This window comes from Methanopyrus sp. SNP6 (assembly GCF_002201895.1).
In the GTDB taxonomy this organism is placed as follows: domain Archaea; phylum JAADCQ01; class Methanopyri; order Methanopyrales; family Methanopyraceae; genus Methanopyrus.
This window is the reverse complement of the sequence record NZ_CP019436.1, coordinates 378,812-400,182: the sequence shown is the minus strand read 5'-3', so window position 1 is coordinate 400,182 and position 21,371 is coordinate 378,812. Positions and strand designations below refer to the sequence as shown.

General features: G+C 58.6%; 24 protein-coding genes and 1 tRNA gene. 9 read left to right on the top strand and 16 right to left on the bottom strand.

Annotated features, from left to right (window positions below; genetic code table 11):
• The first annotated feature begins 380 nt into the window (after positions 1-380).
• Positions 381-1,946, top strand: a complete 1,566-nt coding sequence (locus tag BW921_RS02295; protein WP_148688396.1) for an asparagine synthetase B — start codon at positions 381-383, stop codon at positions 1,944-1,946.
• Here BW921_RS02295 and hjc read toward each other — a convergent pair.
• A complete protein-coding gene (hjc, locus tag BW921_RS02290; protein WP_148688395.1) occupies positions 1,915-2,331 on the bottom strand; it encodes a Holliday junction resolvase Hjc in 417 nt (138 codons plus the stop codon). The genes BW921_RS02295 and hjc overlap by 32 nt on opposite strands.
• Positions 2,332-2,337: 6 nt before the next feature.
• A complete protein-coding gene (locus BW921_RS02285; protein WP_148688394.1) occupies positions 2,338-2,922 on the bottom strand; it encodes a dTMP kinase in 585 nt (194 codons plus the stop codon).
• 87 nt (positions 2,923-3,009) lie between these two features.
• On the opposite strand from BW921_RS02285, the gene BW921_RS02280 reads away from it, so the two are divergent.
• Positions 3,010-3,088 (top strand) — tRNA-Met (locus BW921_RS02280).
• 47 nt (positions 3,089-3,135) lie between these two features.
• Here the strand turns inward: BW921_RS02280 and BW921_RS02275 are convergent.
• From BW921_RS02275 to BW921_RS02260, 4 genes are all read right to left on the bottom strand, one after another.
• Positions 3,136-4,320 carry a hypothetical protein gene (locus tag BW921_RS02275; RefSeq protein ID WP_148688393.1) on the bottom strand — a complete coding sequence of 395 codons (1,185 nt, stop codon included), beginning with the start codon at positions 4,318-4,320 and terminating at the stop codon, positions 3,136-3,138.
• 154 nt (positions 4,321-4,474) lie between these two features.
• Positions 4,475-4,831: a zf-TFIIB domain-containing protein gene (locus BW921_RS02270; RefSeq protein ID WP_088335134.1), complete on the bottom strand. Its 357-nt coding sequence runs from the start codon at positions 4,829-4,831 to the stop codon at positions 4,475-4,477.
• Complete coding sequence (locus tag BW921_RS02265; protein WP_148688392.1) at positions 4,828-5,535, bottom strand: 2,5-diamino-6-(ribosylamino)-4(3H)-pyrimidinone 5'-phosphate reductase; 708 nt, start codon at positions 5,533-5,535, stop codon at positions 4,828-4,830. Before BW921_RS02265 ends, BW921_RS02270 begins: the two co-directional genes overlap by 4 nt.
• Before the next feature lie 4 nt (positions 5,536-5,539).
• Entirely contained in the window at positions 5,540-7,087 is a 1,548-nt protein-coding gene (locus tag BW921_RS02260; protein ID WP_148688391.1) for a carbamoyltransferase, read from the bottom strand.
• 12 nt (positions 7,088-7,099) lie between these two features.
• On the opposite strand from BW921_RS02260, the gene BW921_RS02255 reads away from it, so the two are divergent.
• The 5 genes from BW921_RS02255 to BW921_RS02235 are packed head-to-tail and all read left to right on the top strand — an operon-like array spanning position 7,100 to position 10,207.
• Positions 7,100-7,471 (top strand): PRC-barrel domain-containing protein, encoded by a 372-nt coding sequence (locus tag BW921_RS02255; RefSeq protein WP_168168660.1) that lies wholly within the window; start codon positions 7,100-7,102, stop codon positions 7,469-7,471.
• An 11-nt stretch (positions 7,472-7,482) separates the two neighbouring features.
• Entirely contained in the window at positions 7,483-8,121 is a 639-nt protein-coding gene (locus tag BW921_RS02250) for a hypothetical protein (protein ID WP_148688389.1), read from the top strand.
• Entirely contained in the window at positions 8,051-8,839 is a 789-nt protein-coding gene (nadX, locus tag BW921_RS02245) for an aspartate dehydrogenase (RefSeq protein ID WP_148688388.1), read from the top strand. The genes BW921_RS02250 and nadX overlap by 71 nt, the downstream gene beginning before the upstream one ends.
• Positions 8,840-8,844: 5 nt before the next feature.
• Positions 8,845-9,624, top strand: coding sequence for a tRNA(His) guanylyltransferase (locus BW921_RS02240; protein WP_236953781.1), 780 nt, complete (start codon positions 8,845-8,847; stop codon positions 9,622-9,624).
• A gap of 31 nt (positions 9,625-9,655) precedes the next feature.
• On the top strand, positions 9,656-10,207 hold the full coding sequence (locus tag BW921_RS02235) for a YfcE family phosphodiesterase (protein ID WP_168168659.1): 552 nt from the start codon (positions 9,656-9,658) through the stop codon (positions 10,205-10,207).
• A gap of 403 nt (positions 10,208-10,610) precedes the next feature.
• Here BW921_RS02235 and BW921_RS02230 read toward each other — a convergent pair whose 3' ends face one another.
• Positions 10,611-12,407, bottom strand: a complete 1,797-nt coding sequence (locus tag BW921_RS02230; protein ID WP_148688385.1) for a ribosome biogenesis/translation initiation ATPase RLI — start codon at positions 12,405-12,407, stop codon at positions 10,611-10,613.
• Between the two features lie 6 nt (positions 12,408-12,413).
• Positions 12,414-12,674: a hypothetical protein gene (locus tag BW921_RS02225; protein ID WP_088335118.1), complete on the bottom strand. Its 261-nt coding sequence runs from the start codon at positions 12,672-12,674 to the stop codon at positions 12,414-12,416.
• A 111-nt stretch (positions 12,675-12,785) separates the two neighbouring features.
• Here BW921_RS02225 and BW921_RS02220 point away from each other — a divergent pair, with 111 nt between their 5' ends.
• Together BW921_RS02220 and rqcH are read left to right on the top strand one after the other, a co-directional pair.
• Complete coding sequence (locus BW921_RS02220) at positions 12,786-13,970, top strand: CBS domain-containing protein (RefSeq protein WP_148688383.1); 1,185 nt, start codon at positions 12,786-12,788, stop codon at positions 13,968-13,970.
• Positions 13,967-16,018: a ribosome rescue protein RqcH gene (gene rqcH, locus BW921_RS02215; RefSeq protein WP_148688382.1), complete on the top strand. Its 2,052-nt coding sequence runs from the start codon at positions 13,967-13,969 to the stop codon at positions 16,016-16,018. The genes BW921_RS02220 and rqcH overlap by 4 nt, the downstream gene beginning before the upstream one ends.
• Before the next feature lies 1 nt (position 16,019).
• Here the strand turns inward: rqcH and purO are convergent, their stop codons facing one another.
• From purO to BW921_RS02175, 8 genes are read right to left on the bottom strand one after another with little or no spacing between them, the layout of a single operon-like run.
• Positions 16,020-16,616: an IMP cyclohydrolase gene (gene purO / locus BW921_RS02210; RefSeq protein ID WP_148688381.1), complete on the bottom strand. Its 597-nt coding sequence runs from the start codon at positions 16,614-16,616 to the stop codon at positions 16,020-16,022.
• Positions 16,617-16,619: 3 nt separating this feature from the next.
• The gene (locus tag BW921_RS02205) at positions 16,620-17,150 is read right to left on the bottom strand and encodes a FumA C-terminus/TtdB family hydratase beta subunit (RefSeq protein WP_148688380.1); all 531 of its coding nucleotides are present in this window, start codon (positions 17,148-17,150) and stop codon (positions 16,620-16,622) included.
• Positions 17,147-18,064 (bottom strand): fumarate hydratase, encoded by a 918-nt coding sequence (locus BW921_RS02200; RefSeq protein WP_148688379.1) that lies wholly within the window; start codon positions 18,062-18,064, stop codon positions 17,147-17,149. Before BW921_RS02200 ends, BW921_RS02205 begins: the two co-directional genes overlap by 4 nt.
• Positions 17,985-18,506 (bottom strand): 4Fe-4S dicluster domain-containing protein, encoded by a 522-nt coding sequence (locus BW921_RS02195; protein ID WP_148688378.1) that lies wholly within the window; start codon positions 18,504-18,506, stop codon positions 17,985-17,987. The genes BW921_RS02200 and BW921_RS02195 overlap by 80 nt, the downstream gene beginning before the upstream one ends.
• The gene (porB, locus tag BW921_RS02190; protein ID WP_394338949.1) at positions 18,485-19,345 is read right to left on the bottom strand and encodes a pyruvate synthase subunit PorB; all 861 of its coding nucleotides are present in this window, start codon (positions 19,343-19,345) and stop codon (positions 18,485-18,487) included. The genes BW921_RS02195 and porB overlap by 22 nt, the downstream gene beginning before the upstream one ends.
• Before the next feature lie 39 nt (positions 19,346-19,384).
• Entirely contained in the window at positions 19,385-20,536 is a 1,152-nt protein-coding gene (gene porA / locus BW921_RS02185; RefSeq protein WP_148688376.1) for a pyruvate synthase subunit PorA, read from the bottom strand.
• 12 nt (positions 20,537-20,548) lie between these two features.
• The gene (gene porD / locus BW921_RS02180) at positions 20,549-20,818 is read right to left on the bottom strand and encodes a pyruvate synthase subunit PorD (protein ID WP_148688375.1); all 270 of its coding nucleotides are present in this window, start codon (positions 20,816-20,818) and stop codon (positions 20,549-20,551) included.
• Positions 20,811-21,359, bottom strand: a complete 549-nt coding sequence (locus tag BW921_RS02175) for a pyruvate ferredoxin oxidoreductase subunit gamma (RefSeq protein ID WP_148688374.1) — start codon at positions 21,357-21,359, stop codon at positions 20,811-20,813. The genes porD and BW921_RS02175 overlap by 8 nt, the downstream gene beginning before the upstream one ends.
• Positions 21,360-21,371: the final 12 nt, after the last annotated feature.

Here is a 21,371-nt window from a genome sequence, read left to right as displayed (position 1 = left end):
TCTCGCCGGCACTCCAGGTAGTATGTTGTACCCGAAGTCAATAGCTTTAATGCTGTATGCGTCGACGTCGTCCGCCACCTTGATCTCGGAGTGTACCCATTGAGCATAGTGTGGCCAGTCTCTCCCGTAGTACGACATCAAGTACGCCTTAAGCGGTCCTATACCTGATATTACCTCCTTTTCCTCGCCGTTGCCTGTCTGAGGCGACTGTTGTGGGTTCCCTTGAGTTGGGGATGGAATTGAAAGTGTGGCAAGTATGGCGAGGGATAAAGCCGTTAAAGTTGGGGCCCTCGGCAAAGCAGGATAACCCCCGCCTGTTCCCGGCACCCTCAGAGTGGGATCGGTATGGAGTGATATAAAAGTGTTGGAGGTCGAGAGGTATGTGTGGTATTGCGTGCACGGTCGGCGGTGATGTCGCCGAGATGGTTGCGGCGATAAAGCATCGTGGTCCCGACGGGCGAGGTTTCGCTTCGGTATCGGACGGCGACGTCGAGTTCTCCGAGGAGTCGCCCTCTGAGGGTGATGTCGTTCTAGGCCACGTTCGACTGTGGGTGCGCGGTGAGCCTTCTGCGATCCAGCCGATCGTAGGAGAGGATCGGGCGGTCGCCGTGAACGGTGAGATCTACAACTACCGGCGGTTCGTCGAGGACGCGCCGTCGGACTCCTGGGCGGTGTTCGAGGTCGTGAGATCCGTGCGAGACGCGGCGGCGGCTCTCCGTATCCTCCGTGGAGAGTACACGTTCGTCGCCGCTTTCGTGGACGGTACGGTGGTCGCGGCGAGGGATCCAGTCGGCGTTCGTCCTCTATACTATTCCGTGTCCGCGGAAGGCGGGACCGCCGTGGCTTCAGAGCGTAAGGCCTTGTGGGCGGCTGGGTTCCGGGACGTGCGTAGGGTACCCCCGGGTGCGCTTCTCGTGCTCCGTGACGGTCGTGTCGAGCTTAGGAACGTGGTCGATGTCCCTAAGCCGAGACCGGGAAAAAGCTCCTGGAAAGACCTGTTGAAGGTTCTTCAGCGGTCCGTCCGGGAGCGCGTGATGGAGACGGAGCGCGTGGGGGTGGTATTGTCCGGTGGTGTGGACAGCTCGACTGTGGCGAGATTGGCGTCCGAGCACGTGGATGTCAGGTGCTACGTGGCTGGGTTCGAGGGTTCGGATGACGTGGAGGTCGCGGAACGGTTATGCGACGAGATGGGATGGTCGTTCGTCCCGGTATCTCTAGAGGACGGGTTCGAGCGGTACGTGGTCTCCACGGTCTACGCCGTCGAAACTTGGAACCCGATGAAGGTGGAAGTTGGAATCCCGATCTTGGCCTGCGCCGGGGCTGCGTCCGACGACGGGATCCGGGTGGTTCTCTCGGGCCAAGGGGCGGACGAGCTACTAGGGGGTTACCACCGGCATCTTCGGTATTGTGGCGATTGGGACAGGTTCTCGTGGGAACTCTGGAAGGACGTGGCGTCTATACACGCCGTGAACCTGGAGCGGGATGATAAGGCCGCGATGTACAGTTCGGTCGAGCTTCGGGTTCCGTACCTCGACTTGGACGTGGTCAGGGTGGGTTTGGATATAGACCCCAGGGAAAACGTTTCCGGGCCCGAGGACGATCTGCGCAAGCGCGCCTTGAGGCGAGTCGCGGCCGAGCTCGGACTCCCGGAGTTCGTGGTGGAGAGGCGGAAACGCGCGACCCAGTACGGGTCGTTGACTTCCAAGATGTTGGACAAGCTCGTGCGGGAGCTTGGTATTAAGCGGGCGGTGGCTAAGCGTCTCGGGTACCGTAGTCACAAGGAATTGTTCCTACGGTTGGTTGGTAAGTACCTCGGGTTCCCGTGGAAGGCGCCGTCCGTCGAGGATGTGGAGAAGGAGTGTGCGAGGTTGGGTGTAGATCCGGAGGTTTCGGACTTCTTGGAGGAACGGGTGCTCACTTTCGATAGCTGTCTAAAGGGCGGGTGACGAGACAGATGACGTCGATCCCCTCCTCGAGGGCCGTTTTCAGGTCGATAACGTACGTTCTCTCGCGTTCTTCCATCAGATCGGGTGGGAAGAGGACGGCGTTGAGCGTGAGGCCCGTCCGGACGTGTGGTGGCTTCCAGGCTATCATCGGTTCAGCACGGAACCGTTCCGCGAACTCCGTCAGGCCTTCGATCTCCTCTCTTCTTACGTATAACCTGTCGTCGCGGCGGACTTTGCACTCGATGGCCACGTGTCCCATCGCCGGCGCGTAACCTACTACGTCGACGTATCCCCCGGATCCGGCCACTCTGACGGCCTCGCCTCCGTGCTCTCGAAGGTAGCGCACCAGTTGACGCTCGAAGTCGGCGCCGCGTTGGTAACTCACCGTACGTCACCCCTCGAGGAGATCGTCCGGAATCCCGAGCGGGTCGTCCAGTCTCCGGCGTGCGTCGGCCACGATCAGTTCGGCAATCTCTTCTTTGTCCATACCTTCCGCTCCGATCCATTTGATTTCGACGTCGAACTCTTCCTCGACAAGTCGTGCCGCTTCCCGGTAGCGATTCCGTACGCGCTCTAGGAATTCCTTCTCAAACGTCGCGTCTTCCGTCAGCGGTTCTCGATCGATGACGTACACGACGTCGGGCTTGGGGACTGGACGTTGGAGTTCCAGCAGCCACCGGATGTCGGCGCCTAGTGCGGACTGGTAGGCGAGTGTACTGAGGAATGTGCGGTCGGACAGGACGACGTCGACGGCCTCGAAGTCCAGTCGTTTCAGTGTGAGCATGCGATCGAGTGTGAAGGCCAGGGCTTGGAGGTGGGGGTCGTCCCACTCCAAGGCCTCTCGTCCGATGTCGGTGGAAGGCTCCCTCACGGTGGTGACCTCAAGCCCGTGGATCTCGAGGAATTCCGCGGCTAGGTTCACCACGGATGACTTGCCGACACCGTCAACGCCCTCAACCCCCAAGTACAGCCCCATGCTCGTCCTCCCCGCTCGGGTGGTGTCGAGAGAGTTCGGAGCACGAAAAATTCATATAATCCCCCGGGTGTGGGATTGGTGGAAGGCAGCGGGGCGGGGTAGCCAGGTCCATCCCGCCGGGCTCATAACCCGGAGGTCCCGGGTTCAAATCCCGGCCCCGCTACCAACCCCATGCATCGTTATCGAATTCATAACAAAACACTGGCGAAGAGGTTATGCGGAGGCCGGAACGGGTGCCGTTCCGAACAGCCACTCGATCAGCGCCTCGATGACGTAGACCACGACTGTCGCCACCGTTGCCGTCAGTAGATCCTCAGGAGGTACTTTGAGCCCTAGCTCGTCACGGATCACGTTTGAAATGGTTTTGAATATCTCCTGGATGGACGGGTCCGACGCCTCGAACAGTTCCTCCTTGACGTCATCCGGGAGCGCGAAGGTCAGTACTGTCGACACGACGGCCGCTACCAGTGTCTTCGGGATCGTTCCCTTCGGTATCACCTGAACGACTGGCGACGGGTTAGGTTCCATCGGTACTTTGGCTCCCGCCGCCCACAGGATGGCCTTGGCCAGCAGTGCATGGGCTCCCGTTCTCGACGTCAGTTCCGGGTGCGGTCCGAAGAGTACGAACCGGCCGCGTGGTACCCACTTGTTGCCCTCCTTGACGAAGTACTGTCCGGCGACTATCGCCCAACCCTTGCACGTGTCGACGTACTCTCCCACCGGCCAGATCTTAATCATCACCTCACGGCCTTCGATGTTCGTGATCTTCACCCAGCACTTGTACGAAGTGTTGAACTCGAGACCCGGTTCCGGCCCGAATCCCGGCCCGTTCCAGTACTTGTACGTGAACACGTTACCCCACGTCCATTCCGGGGTCAGCGGGTTGCCCGGTAGTATCAGTACGCGACAGATCCTGTCGGGCCCGTTCATACCGTCGATCACCGTGACCCCATCCTGCAGTACGTCGCCGTGTCCCGGTCCGTTGGTGGAATACGCGACGTCACCCGCGTGCAGGTATGCGCCCGCGCAGATGCCGACGTATCCGATGCCCAGGTCGATCTGCGCGTGGTAGAGGGCTCGAACCCAATCGAAGTTCCAGTAACGCTCGGGGTGCCAACCTCCTGGGACGTACACCACGCTTATTCTAGCTCCGGTGAGCGGATCGTTACCCGTTTCCAAGACTGTCCTCCAACGATCCTTGTTTTTGGTGTAGTGCCAGACGATGGTGGTATCTGGACCGGTCGCCCTGTACGTGTTCCACCAATCCACTATTTTTTTGGTTTTGGCGACGCAGGTGGAGTCGGCTCCGTCACCGGCCCAAGTGAGCACGTGAACTTCCGCGTAAACCGGACCCGTCATGATGGCCAGTGAAGTTATGATCGCGACCACCGCCAGCATCGGTTCACCCCCGTCGAACCGCCTGCCACTCGTCGGCTCGAGATCAGTTTAATACCTGCACCGCACCGTGTGCCTCTCGGTGGGATGAGGATGGGATCTCCGGTGGGGATCAGGGAGACCGTTACGGTCGATGACCTGACCGGCGGGAGCCGACTCACTCCAGTACCTTGATGTTCTCGACCACCTGTGGGTACAGGGAGACCTCGAAACCGTTATCCCGGCGGATTACCAGGTTACCCCGGTTGTCGATGCGCACCGCCTTGCCCCTGATCTTACGGCGGCGGTAACCGTCCGGAGAACGGTACTTGACGACCGCCACGACCTCCTTCCCGAGTACTTCCTCGTCCCACTCCGGTACCGTCATCTCGAAGAAGTTCGGACGTTTCAGACCGAACTCTCGGTACGACGGGACACGCTTGATCTCCTTGCCGCACTCGGGACACTTGAGGAGTTCCACCCCGTCGTCCCGTAGCTCCGACCGCATCTCGGTTCCGCACTCCGGACACCTCATGATGATCTCCCCCTGGCTTCCTCGTGTTCGGAGGCCAGGTCAGCGGCGGATCCGGAAACTTCGTACCAGAGTACCACGTCGCGCCCCACTCGCTCCACTCGTTTTAATTCCAGGCCCACTCCGAGATCGACGCGCGGGAACCCCTCACCTTCTATGGGCGTCAACGCGTCGGATCCGCCCACGAGCACTGGAGCCACGGCCACACGGAACTCGTCGATCAGGCCGCGCTTCAAGAAGGACCAAGCCAGCGTGGGTCCACCTTCGAGTAGCAGGGTTCGTACTCCCATATCGTAGAGCCGCTCCAGTCCGAGCTCCACGTTGACGCCGTCCTCACAGGTACCGACCTCCTCCACCCTTACACCTCTTTTTTCGAGCTTCTCGACACGATTCGGGTCTGCTTCGGCACATAGTACGACCGTGGGGATATCCCGAGCGGTGCGAACTAGACGACAGCCGAGCGGAATTGAGCACTCGGTGTCGAACACAACTCGAATGGGGTCCTCTCCCTTCACCAACCTCACGTTCAGCATTGGGTCGTCCTTCCGCACCGTGTTGATTCCAACGGCCACCGCGTCGTGTTCGGCCCTCAACTTGTGAACCTCTCTGAGATCCTCTTCGCCCGAGATCCTCGAATCACCGGCGGTGGTCACGACTTTCCCGTCCGCCGTCATCCCAACATTGTACAGGACCTTCGGCCGAGGCACTGGCTCACCCCCGCTCGATCATATACCCCTCGATCCATAGGACGTCCGCGACACCGTGCTCGAACGCCTCGAGAGCGTCTCTCGGCGAACACACGATGGGCTCACCATGTGGATTGAAGCTGGTATTCAGAACGGCTCCTAACCCGGTCTCCTCTCGGAACGTTTCGATTACCTCACGGTAGAACGGCAGTTCGTCCTGGAGGGTCTGTGGACGTGTGGTTCCGTCGACGTGAACCACCGCGGGGGCCTCCCTGCGGAACGTGTCCGTGGCGCGAAATGCTAGGGTCATGAACGGTGACTCACAGGGCTTCCTTAGGTACTCCGGAGCGTCCTCGTACAGGATTGTCGGTGCGAAGGGCTGAAACGACTCCCGTCCCAGATCGCGGTTGAGCTTGTGCACCACGTCCCGATCCCGCGGGTCGGCGAGAATACTCCTGGCTCCGAGCGCCCTGGGGCCGTACTCCATACGACCGTGGAAAAACGCTACGGTCTTACCCTCCAGCAGCTCGCGGACGATGGCGTCGGGGTCGTTTCCCACGTACTCCGCCCTGTCCGTCATGCTCCGCTCTTCCAGGGCCTTACGCACTTCCTTCCCATCGTATTGGGGTCCGAAGTACACGTTCTCCAAACGCCGTGGTTCTGGTTTTCGTCCATGGGCGAGTTCCTCTTCCGCCCACGCCCATAGCGCCGCTCCGACTGCGAGACCGCCGTCGCCCATGTTCGGGTGCACGAAAAGGTCAAGATCGAGCCTCTCCCGTAACCTCATGTTAGCCACGACGTTCGCGGCCACACCGCCCGCGTAGGCTACACGGTTCTCTCCGTACTCGTTCACGTAGTATCCGAAGTACTCCAGTAGTAGCTCTTCCAACGCCTCCTGAGCCACGGCGGCGGCGCGTTCTCGCCCCATTCTGGCGAGCTTCGACCTTTTGAGGCGGCGCACGGCCTCTCCCGAGATCGCACCGAGGCGGTTGACAATGTTTCCCTCCTCGACGTCGATGACTTCTCGCCTGATCCACTCTACGGATTTCAGATCCGGCTCGGCGTAGGCGGCTAGGCACATGACCTTACCCTCGTCCTTCATCGGCTCGAATCCCAATAGTTCGGTCACGTTGGCGTAGAAGTCGCCCAAGGAGTCGTAGTACGGCTCCGTCGCGATCCGGTGCATCTCCCCGCGCTCGCAGACCCAGACCGTGGAGGAGAGTCCGTCACCGGCCGCGTCGACCGTGATCGTCAGGCATCGGTTAAACCCGGAGGTATAATAAGCTGAAGCCGCGTGTGCGGTGTGGTGCTCAACCAAGTATACGGGCACCTCTAGCTCCTCGGCAATGTTCCGCACTCGCTCCAAATCCTTGCGTTTTCGGTACAGTCCTGCCACCGCGAGGACGTCGACGCCATCACTTCGCTCGAGGACGAACTGGAGAGATCGCTCCGGAAACCCACGGTGGAACTTTTTACGGGAGAATCGCTCTTCATTAGCCGCCGCCACGATCTCCCCGTCTCGGATCAGGGCGGCACCTGCGTCGTGCCCGTGATGAATTCCCACGACCTCCACGGGGGATCCCCCGTGACAAACGGTGAAAGTGGCAACGAGGAGGAATACAAGAAGAGATACGTGAGGTTCCAACGGATTCTCGGAATGGAAGTTTTTACCGAAGACGGTCGTCGGGTCGGTACCGTCGAAGACGTGACTTTCGACCCTAAGACGGGCGATCTCGTCCGGTTCCTAGTGACCGTCACCAACCAACCCTCCGGCGGCGGTCTGCTACCGCTTCCCGGTGGTGGAGGTAGGCGCACGGAGACTGTCGATGCGGAGCTGGTGAAGGCCGTCGGGGACATAATCATAATCGAATCCCCGGAGAAGGCGTCTTCCGGGGAGGGAAGGGAGAGGAAGAAGCAGGAGAGCTCGCCGGCTAAACCTTCAGATCTGGAGATTTGAGGTGTCGCGTGATGCCAATGGCGATAGTGGAACACCTTGACCGGTGGTCCCCCTGGCTCGACCTCGAGTACATGGAAGCCTACCGGACTGCGAGGAAGTACGGCTGGGAGTTCACGGTTACGAACGCGGACCCTGAAGTACTGGCTAAGGCCAAATATCCGGCGCTGCCGTACTCCGCGTCCGAGCTGCCCCTCCGAGGAGATCGTGTGATAGTCCTCGACCCGGACGCCGAGGATCCTTTGACTCCCGAGGATGATCCCGACGTGGTGATCGTCGGAGGTATCCTCGGCGATTATCCACGCCGACATCGTACTCGGAAGGAGCTCACACCGAGGTTCCCAGACGCAGAAGTTCGACATTTAGGACCTTACCATTTCAGCATCGACGGTGCCCTCAAAGTGGCTCTCACAGTACTCGAGTGTGGAGTCCCTTTGGAGGAGATACAAGTGGTGGAGAGGCCCGAGATCGAGGTCGCACCGGGTCACACGGTACGATTGGATTGCGACTACCCTTCCGAGAACGGAAAGCCGGAACTTCCGGAGGGTTTGGTCGAGTACCTGAGGGAGGGTATCGTCGACTATGAGGAAGCTGAGCTTAGCGCTCGTAGGCGCTGGAGGCATCGGAACGACGGTTCTGAGGGAGATCCGTGAAGGGCGGCTCGAAGGCAAGGTGGAACCGGTTCTGGTCTGTGATCGTCACCTGGAGAAGCTCAAACGCATCAAGCGGTGGTTCCCAGACTGCGACACCTCCACCGACCTAGACGACGTCATGGGCGCCGAAGCCGACGTGCTGCTCGAAGCCGCCTCCGTGGAAGCGGCGGCTAGCCTCCTACCTGATGCGCTGAAGAGGTTCGATGTGATCGTGATGAGCGTAGGAGCGCTGGTGCTCGAGGAGGACCTGCTGAGTCGATGTCGCGAGGTCGCGGAAGTCACCGGACATCGCCTTCACGTTCCGTCCGGTGCGGTGGGAGGTCTGGACGTGCTGCGAGCGCTTCGAGGTCGGGTGAGAGAGGTCACTCTCACCACCATCAAGCACCCGAAAGCTCTGAATGAGGATGTTTCCGAACGGACGGTACTCTACGAGGGTTCCGTGCGGGATGCCGTCCGCAAGTTTCCTAAGAACATCAACGTGGCGGCCGCCGTGTCGCTAGCCGTCGGTGATCCCTCACTAGTCACCGTTCGGATCGTCTGCGACCCCGAGGTCTCAGTTAACACGCACGTTATCAAGGTCGAGTCGAGTGCAGGTACGTATCGGTTCGAACTGAAGAACGAAGCGCTCCCGAATAACCCGAAGACGAGTGCCGTCGCTGCGTACTCCGCCGTAGCTTTAATCGAACGGATGACCGAGGGGATTCGAGTGGGCACTTGAAGCCCGTGAAACCCTGCGACCTCGAGGTGTACGCGGACCTAAGGGTGCCCCCCAACACACATCTGGTTCTGAGGATCGACGGGAGGGCGTTCACCGGACTCGTCCGCCGGTTACGCCTCAAAAAGCCCTACGACCGACGATTCGCGGAAGCTATGGCCGAGACGGCGGTCCGGATGATCCGAGACGCGGGTTTGGGGGTAACACTTGTCTACACGTTCTCCGATGAGCTGAATGCGCTCATACCCCGTGGCAACGTTCCCTTCTCCGGTCGGGTCGAGAAGTTGACGTCCGTATCTGCGTCCTGCGCCTCCACGTACTTCCTCCGGGCCCTACAGCGTCGTGGAATAGATCCGGCCGACGAGACGGTGTCCTTCGACTCCAGGTGCGTGGTGCTCACGGACGATGACCTGGTATGTTACTTCAAGTGGCGTCAGGACGAGGCTTGGCGGAATCACCTGAACTCCTACGCGTACTGGGCGCTGCGTGAGCGAGGACTGAAACCCAAGGAAGCTGCCGAGCGGCTCCGTGGAATGAAGGCGCAGGATGTGCATGAGCTGCTTTACCGAGAGTTTGGGATCAACCTCGGACGGACCCCGGCTTGGCAACGTCGAGGGATACTCGCCTACCGGGTGGTTGTGAACGAGGACGGTGTCCAACGCCGCCGAGTAACGCGGGATTGGGCCCCCCCGTTCTTCGATGAAAGCGAAGGGAAGCGCCTTCTCCGTGCCTGCGCCTCTCAAGGGTACGTCCCCCTCGACCCGACCCCCGATCATGTTGAAGAGTGATTCCCGCCGATACTCGGATGGGGGGCTAGCGATGATCACGGTACTGGTGCTCGGGGACGCTCACATTCCCGAGCGTGCGCAGGAAGTCCCACATACTATCAGGCGGAAGATCGAGGAGCTCGCCCCAGTGGACGTGGTGATTTCACCCGGTGACTACACGACCGAGGACACTATGGAATGGATAGCATCACTCGGTGAAAAGGCCTTGATGGTTGTGGGGAACTGCGACTTCGGACTCCCGCTACCTCCCAGGGTGACCGAAGGTATCGGAGACGTCAAGGTGACGGTAGACCACGGCAGTGGGGTTCACCCGAGGGGTGACCCGGACCAGCTCTCGGCGATAGCCGAGGAAGAGGGATCCGACATCATTTTCACTGGTCACACCCACAGGCCGGAGTTCAGGGAGCACCGAGATGTACTGATCGTAAACCCGGGAAGTCTCACTGGTGTACCATCTGGAGGAGGGCCCAGCCCGGGCCCGTCGTTCATGTACGGCACCATCGACGGTAAAGAGGTGTGGATGAAGCTGTACATGCTCAAGCGTGATCGGTTGGAGACCGAGGAGTTCGAGACGGAGCTCTGACCACCCATAATCCTGCACTCCAAACTGTTTTTTCCGCAAGTAAATCGAGTCCTTGAGCCTTCTACTGGTGTTAGCTCGGTGTTGGGTATTATGGTCTATGCATGAAATTCGGAAAATTGTACTTAAATGGTATTACGGATCTTCGAAGATTAAACTTCGTACTTGCATGAATCGTACGATAGTACTCATGTAATTTATTCATTAGTATCGTATTATTTACGTACTGTAATTCAACTTTCATGCACAAACTATGCATAAACCGTATGAACCAAAAAATACAATTATGTTTCCAAATTTTAATATAAAGAAAGAGCTTCTTCCAGGACGTGTCGGGGCATGTTTCGGTCCGAGAATCAATGGGACTCGAGGGCGCGTTTCCATCGGCTAGTGCGGTGGAGACCCGCTAGGCGTAGAAGTACTCACCACGACGCTTCTGCTCACGGTCACGGTGACTGCCGGGCTTGTTAGCTCTCGGTCTCCGTGTCTCCTGGTCCCGTCTGAACGTCACGCCCAAGTTCGACAGGAACCTGTTCATGGCTTCTCGTTTACTCTCCGGTGGATTCGCGCGTCCGTGCTTTCCTGGCTCGCCTTCGAACACCATCATCCTGTCACTGATGTAGTCTATCAGGAGTAAATCGTGATCGACTACGACGGCGGCGGCATCCCGTGTCTCAATCACCCGTCTTATGACGCGGGCGGTGTTGATCCTCTCCTCAACATCCAAATATGCGCTAGGTTCGTCTAGAAGGTACAGATCTGCTTCCCGGGATAGGGCAGCCGCCACGGCTACGCGCTGCAGCTCACCGCCGCTCAGTTCACACAACGGTCTATCGAATAGGTACTCTAAGTCCAGTGGCTCCACGATGTTGCTCCGGTACCAGCTCGATCCCCATTCCGAGCCGGCGGTTCTCCGTAGCACCTGCTCGACGGGTTCATCCGAGTCCACCTCCAGGTACTGTGGCTTGTACGAGACTTTAATGTCGACATCCACTTTCCCTTCGGTAGGCTCGAGCACCCCGGCCAGGAGCTTAACGAAAGTCGTCTTACCGATAGCGTTGGGTCCGAGGGCTCCGATGATCTCCCCGACACGAATTTCTCCCGGTTCCACTTCTAGCCTGAAGTTGCCGTCGTATTCTTTGACGAGCTCACCGTACTCCACGAGGGTGTCCCGCTCACCCGCTTCGGCCTCAACAGGTTTCTCTGGAAGTACAACTTCATCATCCCGGAAGCGGACGTTCTCGGCCTCTAAATATCCCTTCAAGTACGCGTTGATCCCTTTACCCACACCCATCGGCTTGGACACTACACCGTACGCACCGCGCTTTCCGTAAAAGACGTGTACTACGTCGGCCACGTAGTCCAGTGTAGCTAAGTCGTGCTCGATGACGAGCATCGGAATCCCTCGATCCTCTGCGATCTCGCGAAGTAATCTGGCTAGCGAGAGTCGTTGTTCGACATCGAGGTAGCTACACGGCTCGTCGAGAACCAGGAAGTCCGCGTCTCGAGAGAGTGCCGCGGCGATGGCGACGCGCTGCAGCTCTCCACCACTGAGGTCGGAGATCCGCCGGTCGGTTACCTCGGTTAGTCCGAGGCGCTCGATGAGTTCGTCGGCGACTCCCAACTCATCTACATCCTCAAGGGCGTCCTTCACCCTGCCCTCGACGACCTTGGGCAGGATCTCGACGTACTGCGGCTTCATGATGGGTCGGAGGTCACCGTTCGCGATACGTCTGAAGTGTTCCTGAAGTTCCGTACCTGAAAATGCCCGGATCACCTCATCCCAGTCTGGGTCCGCTTCGGGATCCCCTAGGTTGGGTTTGAGCTCACCTGTGAGTATCTTGGCGGCGGTAGTTTTACCGATCGCGTTGCGTCCGATCACACCGGTGACTTTTCCGGGCTTTGGGACTGGGAGCCTGTAGAGCCGGAACCCCCCTTCCTCGTACTTGTGTACGCATTCTCCCTCCAGCTCCTCGGGGAGACGTACAACTTTGATAGCACCGAAGGGACACTTCTGAGTGCAAATACCGCATCCGGAGCACAGTTCCTCGGAGATCACGGGCTTGTTGGTGTCTTCGTCGATCGTGATGGTTTCACGCCCTGTCCTAACTCCAGGGCAGAAACGTTGGCAGACGTAGTCGCATTTGGATCCTCCCTTACACCGCTCCCTATCCACGACCGCCACTCTTCCGATCGATACCACCCCCGATTACCGGTTGATGAAGTACGTCCAAGCTAGTATCCACGCCGAGAGGTACGCCCCTAGACCGTACGCCATCCAGCCTTTGGCTCCGCCGATGCACTCCCGATCCAGCAATCGCTCCAGGACCCTGCCGAGGGCGAACGGCAAGATCAAGAGAACCATAGCGAGCACGATCGAGTATCTCGTGGCGCATAGGTACCCGGCTAGGACCCCGAGCCCTTGATGAACCGCCGCTAGCACTAACTTATACTCTGGCTCACCGCTCAAGTCACCCACCCTCATCTCGCCATTTCGACGCCGGCGCGGTTCGGTACCGATTTCTTTTTTGCCGTGGACGGGACAACCACCGTGCCGCCAAAGGTCTATGGGGGCGATCCATTGGAGGTCTTCGAGCGCCCCGTCGAAGAGATTATGACGCCTGCCGAAGAGGTTATCACCGCGGAACCTGGCGAGCCGTTGTCGAAGATATTCTCGAAGTTAGAACGCCATGGTGTGAAGGAAATACCAATTGTAGATGATGGTAAGGTTGTGGGGATGATCTCGTATTACGACGTGGTAGACGCTCACGTAGCGGACGTCTCGAACGTTAAACCAGAAACCGTGATGATGAAGCCGGAAACGATCACACCCGACACACTCATAGTCGAAGCTATCACCGCGATGCTCGATTCGGGTCTCCGCGCTTTATCCGTGGTAGAAGAAGATGGGGAATTTGTTGGTCTCGTAACGGAATACGACATCATCGACGTCGCGCGAGAGTCGGACGAGCTTGCCAAGATCGACGCGCGGGAAGTGATGAGCACTCCTGTCATCACCATCCACGAGAACGACACCATCGCTAAAGCCAGAGCTATAATGCGCGATAACGGTATCAGCAGGCTCCCGGTGGTTAACGACGCGAACAAGCTCCGAGGGATCGTCACCACAACGGATATCATCCGTGAGGTCATCAAGCCGATCACCAGGCTCGGGAAAATGGACCGCAAGGGTGAGAAGGTGCCCGCTTTCGGTCACCCGGTAAAGAATATCATGAGCTCACCGTGCGTGCGAGCCGAGCCCGACGAGACCTTGGTCGACCTATGCGAGAAGATCGTAGAGAACGGCATCCGTGGTATGCCGATAGTTAATAAATTCGAAGAGCCAATCGGAGTCGTGACGAGGCGGGACATTCTGCGCAAGATCCCCGAGTTGATGCGGAAGCGCGGCGTGTTCGTGTCGCTGAAGGGTGTAGACGACGTCGACGACTTCACCCTAGTAATCCTCCGTAAGTCGATAGCCGCGGCCGTTCAGAAGCTCGCCTCGATGCGTCCGTCGATCGAGGCTGTCGAGGTCCACATCAAACGGTACCATGAGGAAGGTAACCGTCACAAGTACTCGGTACGCATCCACGTCAAGGATGCGCGGAACGTCATATCGGTCAAGGACCACGATTGGGATCTGATTACAGCCTTCAAGAACGCCATCCGACACTTAGTCCGTGAGGTTCTCGGAGAAGAGGAGAAGGAGGAGACAGTCCGGAGAAAGGAAGCCGTTAAGGCGAAGATCAAGAGTAGGACCTCGTGATTCGGCGGTGGTTCCGCCGGGGGTTACACGGTCTGAAAGCGTGGTCCAAGGAAGCGATGACATCCTTCGACGTGCGTGCCACTGCCCGCGAACTTGATTCCCTACTCGAAGGGGCCTTGATAGATAAGGTATACCAGGTAGGTGAGCGTGAGCTGAAGGTTAAGCTCCACATCCCGGGTGTAGGCTCCCATTATCTGGTCTTGGAACCAGGGACGCGTGTACACCTAACCTGGCGCCCCAAACCAAGCCCCGATCAGCCTACCCCCGTTTCACAGGCGCTCAGAAGTACCCTTTCGGGTGACCGTATAGAGCGTATCACCCAGCTAGGTTTCGACAGGATATTACGCTTCGACCTGCGTTCGGGCCGTAGGATCTACATCGAGCTGCTCCCCAAAGGTACGCTCGCCGTAACTGACGAGAACGATTCCATCGAGAGGGCCTTTCCGACCAGACGGTTCCGTAACAGGGCTGTCGTGCCAGGCGAGACGTACAAGCCACCTGAAAGCCCGCCCGATCCCTACGAACTCGGCCGTGATACCTTCCTAGAATTACTCCTCGAGTCCGACCGTGATATCGTCCGGACACTCGCCGTGGACGTGGGCCTCGGTGGCCTTTATGCCGAAGAGGTGCTCCTGAGGGTCGGGCTGTACGAGCGTCGGGAATCACACGCATCGGAGTTCGAGGAGGAGGAGCTGGAGGAGATCTACGAAACGCTCCGGGATCTCCTAGAGCAGATATCCGAGGGAGATTTACGACCTACACTCTACAGGACGACCGAGCGAAACTACGTGGACGTCACGCCGGTGCCGCTTGAGCGTTACTCCGAGGAACTTGAGATGGAGGAGCAGGACACCTTCCAACGCGCCTTAGACGAGTATTACGTGACTAAATTCCTGGCGGAGAAGGAACGCAAAGTACGAGAGAAATGGGAATGCGAAAAGCGTCGCCTCGAGCGGACGATCGAGAGACAGCGTTCGAGCATCGAGCAGCTGTGTACAAAGGCGGAAAAACTCCGTGAGCGTGCCAACGCGCTGTACCTGAATTACAACCTCGTCGACGGGATCTTGAGCGAGCTCCGAAAAGCGGAGCGCGAGGGGTACTCGTTGGAGGAGATTAAGCGGAGGATCCAAGAGGCTAAGGGTTCCGGCATAGAGGAGGTGGAGAGGATAACCGACATCGACGTCGAGAACCGTCGCGTGATCCTCAGGTTGCCAGGTGAAAACAGCGAGGTGACCGTGCCCGTACCGATCGACTCGGACGTTCACTCCACTGCTTCCAAGCTATTTGATCGTGCGAAGGAGCTGGAACGGAAAGCCGAGCGCGCTCGAGAGGTTCTTCGAGAGCAGGAGCGCGAACTCGAGAAGTTACTCGAAGAGGGCCCACCTGAGGTGAAGCTTGAAGAGCTGACGGTCGAGCTCACCAAGCGTCGCAAGAAGGACTGGTACGAGCGGTTCCGTTGGTTCATATCATCCGACGGCTTCGTGGTTATAGGCGGCTCGGACGCCCATACAAACGAGATCATATTACGACGCTACCTGGAGGACCACGACATCCTCGTCCACGCTCACGTGCACGGGGCTCCACATGTCGTGATCAAGACCGAGGGCAAGGAGGTCCCGGAGACGACCTTACGTGAGGCGGCGATCTTCGCGGCTTCGTATTCCCGAGCGTGGCGTTGGGGTCTCAAAGCCGCCGATGTTTACTGGGTGACAGCCGACCAGGTAGACAAGTCTGCCGAGGCTCCCCACGGAGGTGCTATCATCCGCGGTAAACGTAACTGGTTCCGTCGAACGGAGCTGAAGGTGGCGATCGGTGTCCAAGAGGTGGAGAGTGGGTACAGGGTAATGGGCGGACCGGTCTCTGCCGTGAAGAGACACTGCTTGACGTACGGCGTCTTGGAACCCGGAAACGAGCGAAAATCCGACGTCGCCAGGAGGCTTTTCGAGATGTTCAAGAACGGGGTGGAGAACCTACGCCGTTATCTAACTGTGGACGACGTAATGAGGGCGATGCCACCCGGAAACGCGAGGCTGTTGGAGACAGACTGAATCACCTGGCCTCGAGGGACCAACGGCCGCCGTCGTGCCGTGCGATCACCGAGCAGACGTAGTGCTTGAAGGACGGGACAGGATCGCACTTAAGCGGGTCCTCTCGGTCCAGGGTCACGTTAGGCTCCGACGGAACTTCGGCGTATTCCCCGTACACGGACAGCAAGTACCCCTCCCCGTCCTTTGGCTTCATAGACTTGAAGCACACCTCATCCAGTGCGACCCGTCCAAGCCAGAACGTTTCGCCGTCCGTGATTAGGGAGATCCTCGGTGTGTTGTACTCGTCGTGTTCATAATCCATAGCGAAGGTGACAGACACTATCGCTTCCCTGGGTGGCACACCCGACTCCAGCTTGTCCGCGATAGGATCCGTCTGAGCTCCGTTGGAGAGTACGAGGAACTCTTCGACGATACGGGCGCAGGTATAGGTCACGTACGGGTTCTCTGTCGTGTAGCTCGGATCTTCTGGGACCACGAACGCCGCACTCTCACTGACTTCGATACGTCGATCCGAGAAGCTGCGGCTACAAACGCAGTATACTGCGATCGGTGTCCCGTCCTCCAGCTTTCCGGCAAGTAAAAACCGACCGACGTACACGGTTCACTCACCCGACAGCTCGTTACCGTGCGCGTCTACGGTGACTATCAGCGGGCCGAACTCTTCCACCTCCAGGACCCAGATCGCCTCTGGGATTCCAAGGTCCAACCAGTGTACTTCTCGGATGCCCTTTACCCGTTCGGCAAGGAGCGCGGCGCACCCTCCCGGCGCCGTGAGGTACACGGCGCGATCCTTCATCACCTCAGGAGCGTCCGGGCCCATGCCCCCCTTGCCGACGATCATCTTCACGCCAGCATCCACGATATCCTCGAGATACTTCGCTATCCTCGTGCTCGTCGTGGGGCCTATCACAACTAGCTCGTAGCCGTTATCGACACGCCTGACCACGGGACCCGCGTGAAACACGGCGGCCCCTTCGAGATCTACGGGAGGTTCATCACCTTCCTCGAAAATCCGCTGATGGGCTTTGTCGCGAGCCGTGATTATGATCCCGGTCAGGTACACTACGTCACCTACCTCCAACTCGGTGAGTCGCCCCTCCTCGAGTGGGACTTCCAGGTGGTGTTCGGTCAACAGATTATCCCCCGCGGGTACTCACGTTGGGTAACTTCGAAGAAGCCGTCCGGGTACACGATCGCGGTCGCCCTTCGGGCCGCCCAGCACTGTACGTTCACGGCCACCGGCAGCCCGGCCGTGTGGGTGTAAGCTAGCTCGACGTTGACGGCCAGTGCCGTAGTCCGGCCCCCGAGACCCATTGGGCCTATACCCAGTCGGTTTATCTCCTCTAACAGCTCCTCCTCCAAATCCGCGATCTCTGGGTCCGGGTTCCTAACGTTCAGTGGTCGGAACAGGGCAAGCTTGGCCAAGTGCGTGGCCTCGTCGATCGTCCCACCGACCCCTACGCCCAACACGATCGGTGGACACGGCATCCCGCCGGCCTCTCTCACTGTCCTGACTACGAACTCGCGGACGCCTTCCAACCCTTCCGTGGGCAACAACCGGGTCACCGCGCTGGAGTTCTCAGACCCGAAACCTTTGGGTAGGAAGTGGAGTTTCAGCTCTTTCCCCTTGGTCGGGATGAACCGAACGATGGGTACACGGTACCCGGTGTTATCACCAGTGTTCTCCCTACTTATCGGATGGACCACGTTGGGTCTAAGCGGTATCTCCTCCGTAGCCCGTCGGATACCCTCCTCGATTCCGTCCCGGATGGTTCCGGCTAGCCTCAGGGGGAACTCGCGGCCAATCTCCGCGAAAACGGTGATTAGCCCTGTATCTTGGCACATCGGTAATCCTTTCTCCTCTGCGATGCGGACGTTCTCGAGAATCGCTTCCAGCATCGTCTGGGCATGACCGTCTTCCTCGTCCAGTGCCCGTTCCAGCCTTTCCAGCACATCGTCCGGGAGCTTAGTTTCGGCCACGCGCAACGCTTCGACGGTGGCTTCGGATATGCTTTCGAGCAGCTTCCGATCCGGGTCGTCTGGCATAACCCCTACTCCCCTGCAAGTCCCGGAAGGTTCGGGTGGTTCGGAATCGTCTCCATAAAACCCGCTCATCTACGGAAGCCACATCTGCACCGGCTACCGGGCATGCTTCCACGCATGCGGGGTACTCTCGGTCTGAGCAGTTGTCGCACTTCACGGCGACGTTCCCACGGACGAATATCCCGTCCACCGGGCAGGCTTCGACACACTTCCCGCACCCGTCGCATCTGTCACGGTCTATCACGAGTGTTTCGCACACCTGAACGATCGCGTGACTGGGACAAACCCGAGCGCACATCGCTCGTTCCGGATTACAGTGCACGCACTTCCGCGGCCGGCCGTCGACTATCTCTATAGCGCCGATTGGACATACCTCCGCGCACTTACCGCACCCTACGCAGTCGGGTAAGCCGACCCAGACCTTCACCCTTCGAGCTCTTTCCACTGCTCGTCCACCATCCTTTGGATCTCCTCTATGTCGTCCTCGGTCAGGTGTTGGAACCTCTTCTGACGCTTGAGATACTCCTTCACAGGCTTTCGATCCTTCGGACGGTAAGTGATGCGGAGTTCCCCGTTCTCGATCTCGTATAATACCCACATCCCCGTCTCCACTGCTAGCTTCGCGATTTCGACGGTCTCTGACGAATCATGCCCCCAACCCGGCGGACACGGGCACAGTACGTGGACGTACGCAGGCCCTTTCACCTCCTTAGCCTTCTTGACCTTCTTGATGAGGTCTTTAGGATGGGACACACACGCCGTCGCAACGTACGGCGCCCCGTGTGCGGCGATGATCTCTGGGATGTTCTTCTTCGGTCGCATCTCTCCCTTCCAGATCTTACCCGGTGGTGTCGTGGTGGTCGCCGCGAAGTACGGTGTCGCACCGCTCCTCTGAACTCCCGTGTTCATGTAGGCTTCGTTGTCGTAACAGATATAGACGATGTCGTGGCCCCGCTCCAACATCCCTGATAGCGCCTGAAATCCTATGTCCACGGTCCCACCGTCGCCCGCGAGCACAGCCACTGTTACGTCCTCCTTCCCCAACGCCTTCAACGCGCGCTCGATGCCGGATGCGACGGCGGCGGCGTTCTCGAACGCCACGTGGATCCACGGTGTTTCCCAAGCGGTCTCAGGGTACGGCGTCGTGACGACTTCGATGCACCCAGTCGACATGACCACCACGGTGTCCTTACCTAAGGCTTTCATACAAAGGCGTGCGCAGATGGCGGATCCGCAGCCCGCACACGCTCGGTGGCCGGGGGCTATGAGTTCTTCTTCCGGAATGGGGACGCGTCTCTTGGCTTTCCCCACGGGTGATCCCCCTCACACCTTCACGTTGATCCAGACGGGTTCGTCCATACCCTTCCCTTCCTCAGCTACCTTGATTATCTCGAGCACGTCCTGCGGGCGTATGTCGCGACCGCCGAGACCCGCGATGGTCGACGACACGTCGATGTCCGGTGCGTGGGCTTTGACGTCCGTCCACAGTGGCGGCATTGCCCCGTACGAATGTGCGCGATCGATGGTCACGACACCTTCCTTATCCTGAATCACTTCCACTATCCGGTCGCCTGGGAACGGGCGGTAAGCCTTCACCCTGACCAGACCCACGTCCGGGCGCTCCTCATCTATCACGTGCTTGATAGTCCCGCAGACGGATCCCATCGCGATAACGACGTAATCTGCGTCCTCCGTGTTGTATTCTTCGATGAGCCCGTCACCGTAAGAACGCCCGAACTCGTCCGAGAACTCCCTATTGACTTCTCCTATAACTTCACATGCCTTCTCCATAGCATCGTGCTGCATCTTCTTGAACTCCATGTAGCTGTCAGGATCACCTACAGGCCCTAACGTCATTGGGTCTTCGGGATCGAGATAACAGTGGAATGGTTCATACCCACCGACGAACGATCGCACTTCTTCCTCTTCCGGCAGTTCGACGGGCTCTAACGTGTGGGATAACGTGAACCCGTCCAGGCACACCATTACGGGTAGGAGGACGTCTTCGTGTTCCGCTATCCGATATGCCTGCACTACTGTGTCGAACACCTCTTGATTTGACTCGCAGTAAAGTTGGATCCACGACGTGTCCCGTTGCGCCACGGAGTCGGAGTGATCGCACCAGATGTTTATCGGAGCTGAGAGAGCGCGGTTTGTGACAGCCATTACGATCGGTAACCTCAACCCTGAAGCTATGAACAGGATCTCGTGCATAAGGGCGAGACCTTGAGAAGCCGTCGCAGTGAACACGCGGGCTCCAGTTGCCGAGGCACCGAGCACGGCGCTTATCGCGCTGTGCTCCGACTCTACGTGTATGAACTCGGCGTCCAGTTCTCCGTCAGATACGAATTCGGAAAGGTACTCTACGATAGGTGTTTGAGGCGTGATCGGGTACGCCGCAATGACGTCGACGTCCACCATCCTAACAGCTTCAGCCACGGCGTAATTCCCGTTGATCACACGAACTTCAGTCATCGGTATCTCCCCTCAACCCTCCTCCAGGACCATTTCGATCGCGTCTACAGGACATACGCTTTCGCAGATTCCACACCCTTTACAGTGATCATAGTCGATAGTGTAGCCATCGTCCGATGGTCTGATGCACCCGTCCGGGCAGTACATGAAGCACATACCGCAGTCTACACACTTCTCCTGATCTAGTTCGGGTCTGAATACGCGCCATCTACCGGTCTTATTCCTCCTGGTACTTCCCGGTTCTCGCACTACAGCCCCTATCGTGAACTCTTCGTTACCCAACTGCCTTCACCTCCCGGTAGGCTCGCTCAACGACCCTAACGTTTTTCTCTGCGATCTCTCCGGAGAAGCGTGCGTGGATAGCCTCCTTTACGGCGTCGAGGGTTAGGACGTCGGAAGCCTTCAGATAGGCGCCGACCATCGCGGTGTTCACGATAGGGATGCCTAACTCGTCAAGTGCGATCTGAGTCGCGTCCACGACGTAAACGTCGAAATCTTCGAACTCCTCAGCGACTTCATCCGACTCCTCCCTAGAGTTAATGACGATAAGACCGTCTTCCGATAGACCTTCGGTGACGTCCACTACGGCCAGCAGGCTGGAGTCGAGTACTATCACGTGATCCGGCTCGTATATCTGCGATCGGATCTTGATGAACTCATCATCGATCCGTGCGAAAGCCGTCACCGGCGCCCCGCGGCGTTCTACACCGAAAAACGGGAACGCTTGAGAGTACTTCCCGTCCTCCTTCGCCGCGATCGCCAGGATCTCAGCCGCGGTGACGGCCCCTTGGCCACCTCTCCCGTGTATCCTGATCTCGATCACTGTTCCGACCCC

What these genes read in the sequence shown, in the direction of transcription:
- BW921_RS02285 (WP_148688394.1), bottom strand. Translation starts at nt 2,922, where the DNA reads ATGGGGCTGTACTTGGGGGTTGAGGGCGTTGACGGTGTCGGCAAGTCA.
- BW921_RS02235 (WP_168168659.1), top strand. Translation starts at nt 9,656, where the DNA reads ATGATCACGGTACTGGTGCTCGGGGACGCTCACATTCCCGAGCGTGCG.
- BW921_RS02275 (WP_148688393.1), bottom strand. Translation starts at nt 4,320, where the DNA reads ATGCTGGCGGTGGTCGCGATCATAACTTCACTGGCCATCATGACGGGT.
- BW921_RS02250 (WP_148688389.1), top strand. Translation starts at nt 7,483, where the DNA reads ATGCCAATGGCGATAGTGGAACACCTTGACCGGTGGTCCCCCTGGCTC.
- BW921_RS02200 (WP_148688379.1), bottom strand. Translation starts at nt 18,064, where the DNA reads ATGCCAGACGACCCGGATCGGAAGCTGCTCGAAAGCATATCCGAAGCC.
- BW921_RS02295 (WP_148688396.1), top strand. Translation starts at nt 381, where the DNA reads ATGTGTGGTATTGCGTGCACGGTCGGCGGTGATGTCGCCGAGATGGTT.
- porA (WP_148688376.1), bottom strand. Translation starts at nt 20,536, where the DNA reads ATGACTGAAGTTCGTGTGATCAACGGGAATTACGCCGTGGCTGAAGCT.
- BW921_RS02270 (WP_088335134.1), bottom strand. Translation starts at nt 4,831, where the DNA reads ATGAGGTGTCCGGAGTGCGGAACCGAGATGCGGTCGGAGCTACGGGAC.
- nadX (WP_148688388.1), top strand. Translation starts at nt 8,051, where the DNA reads ATGAGGAAGCTGAGCTTAGCGCTCGTAGGCGCTGGAGGCATCGGAACG.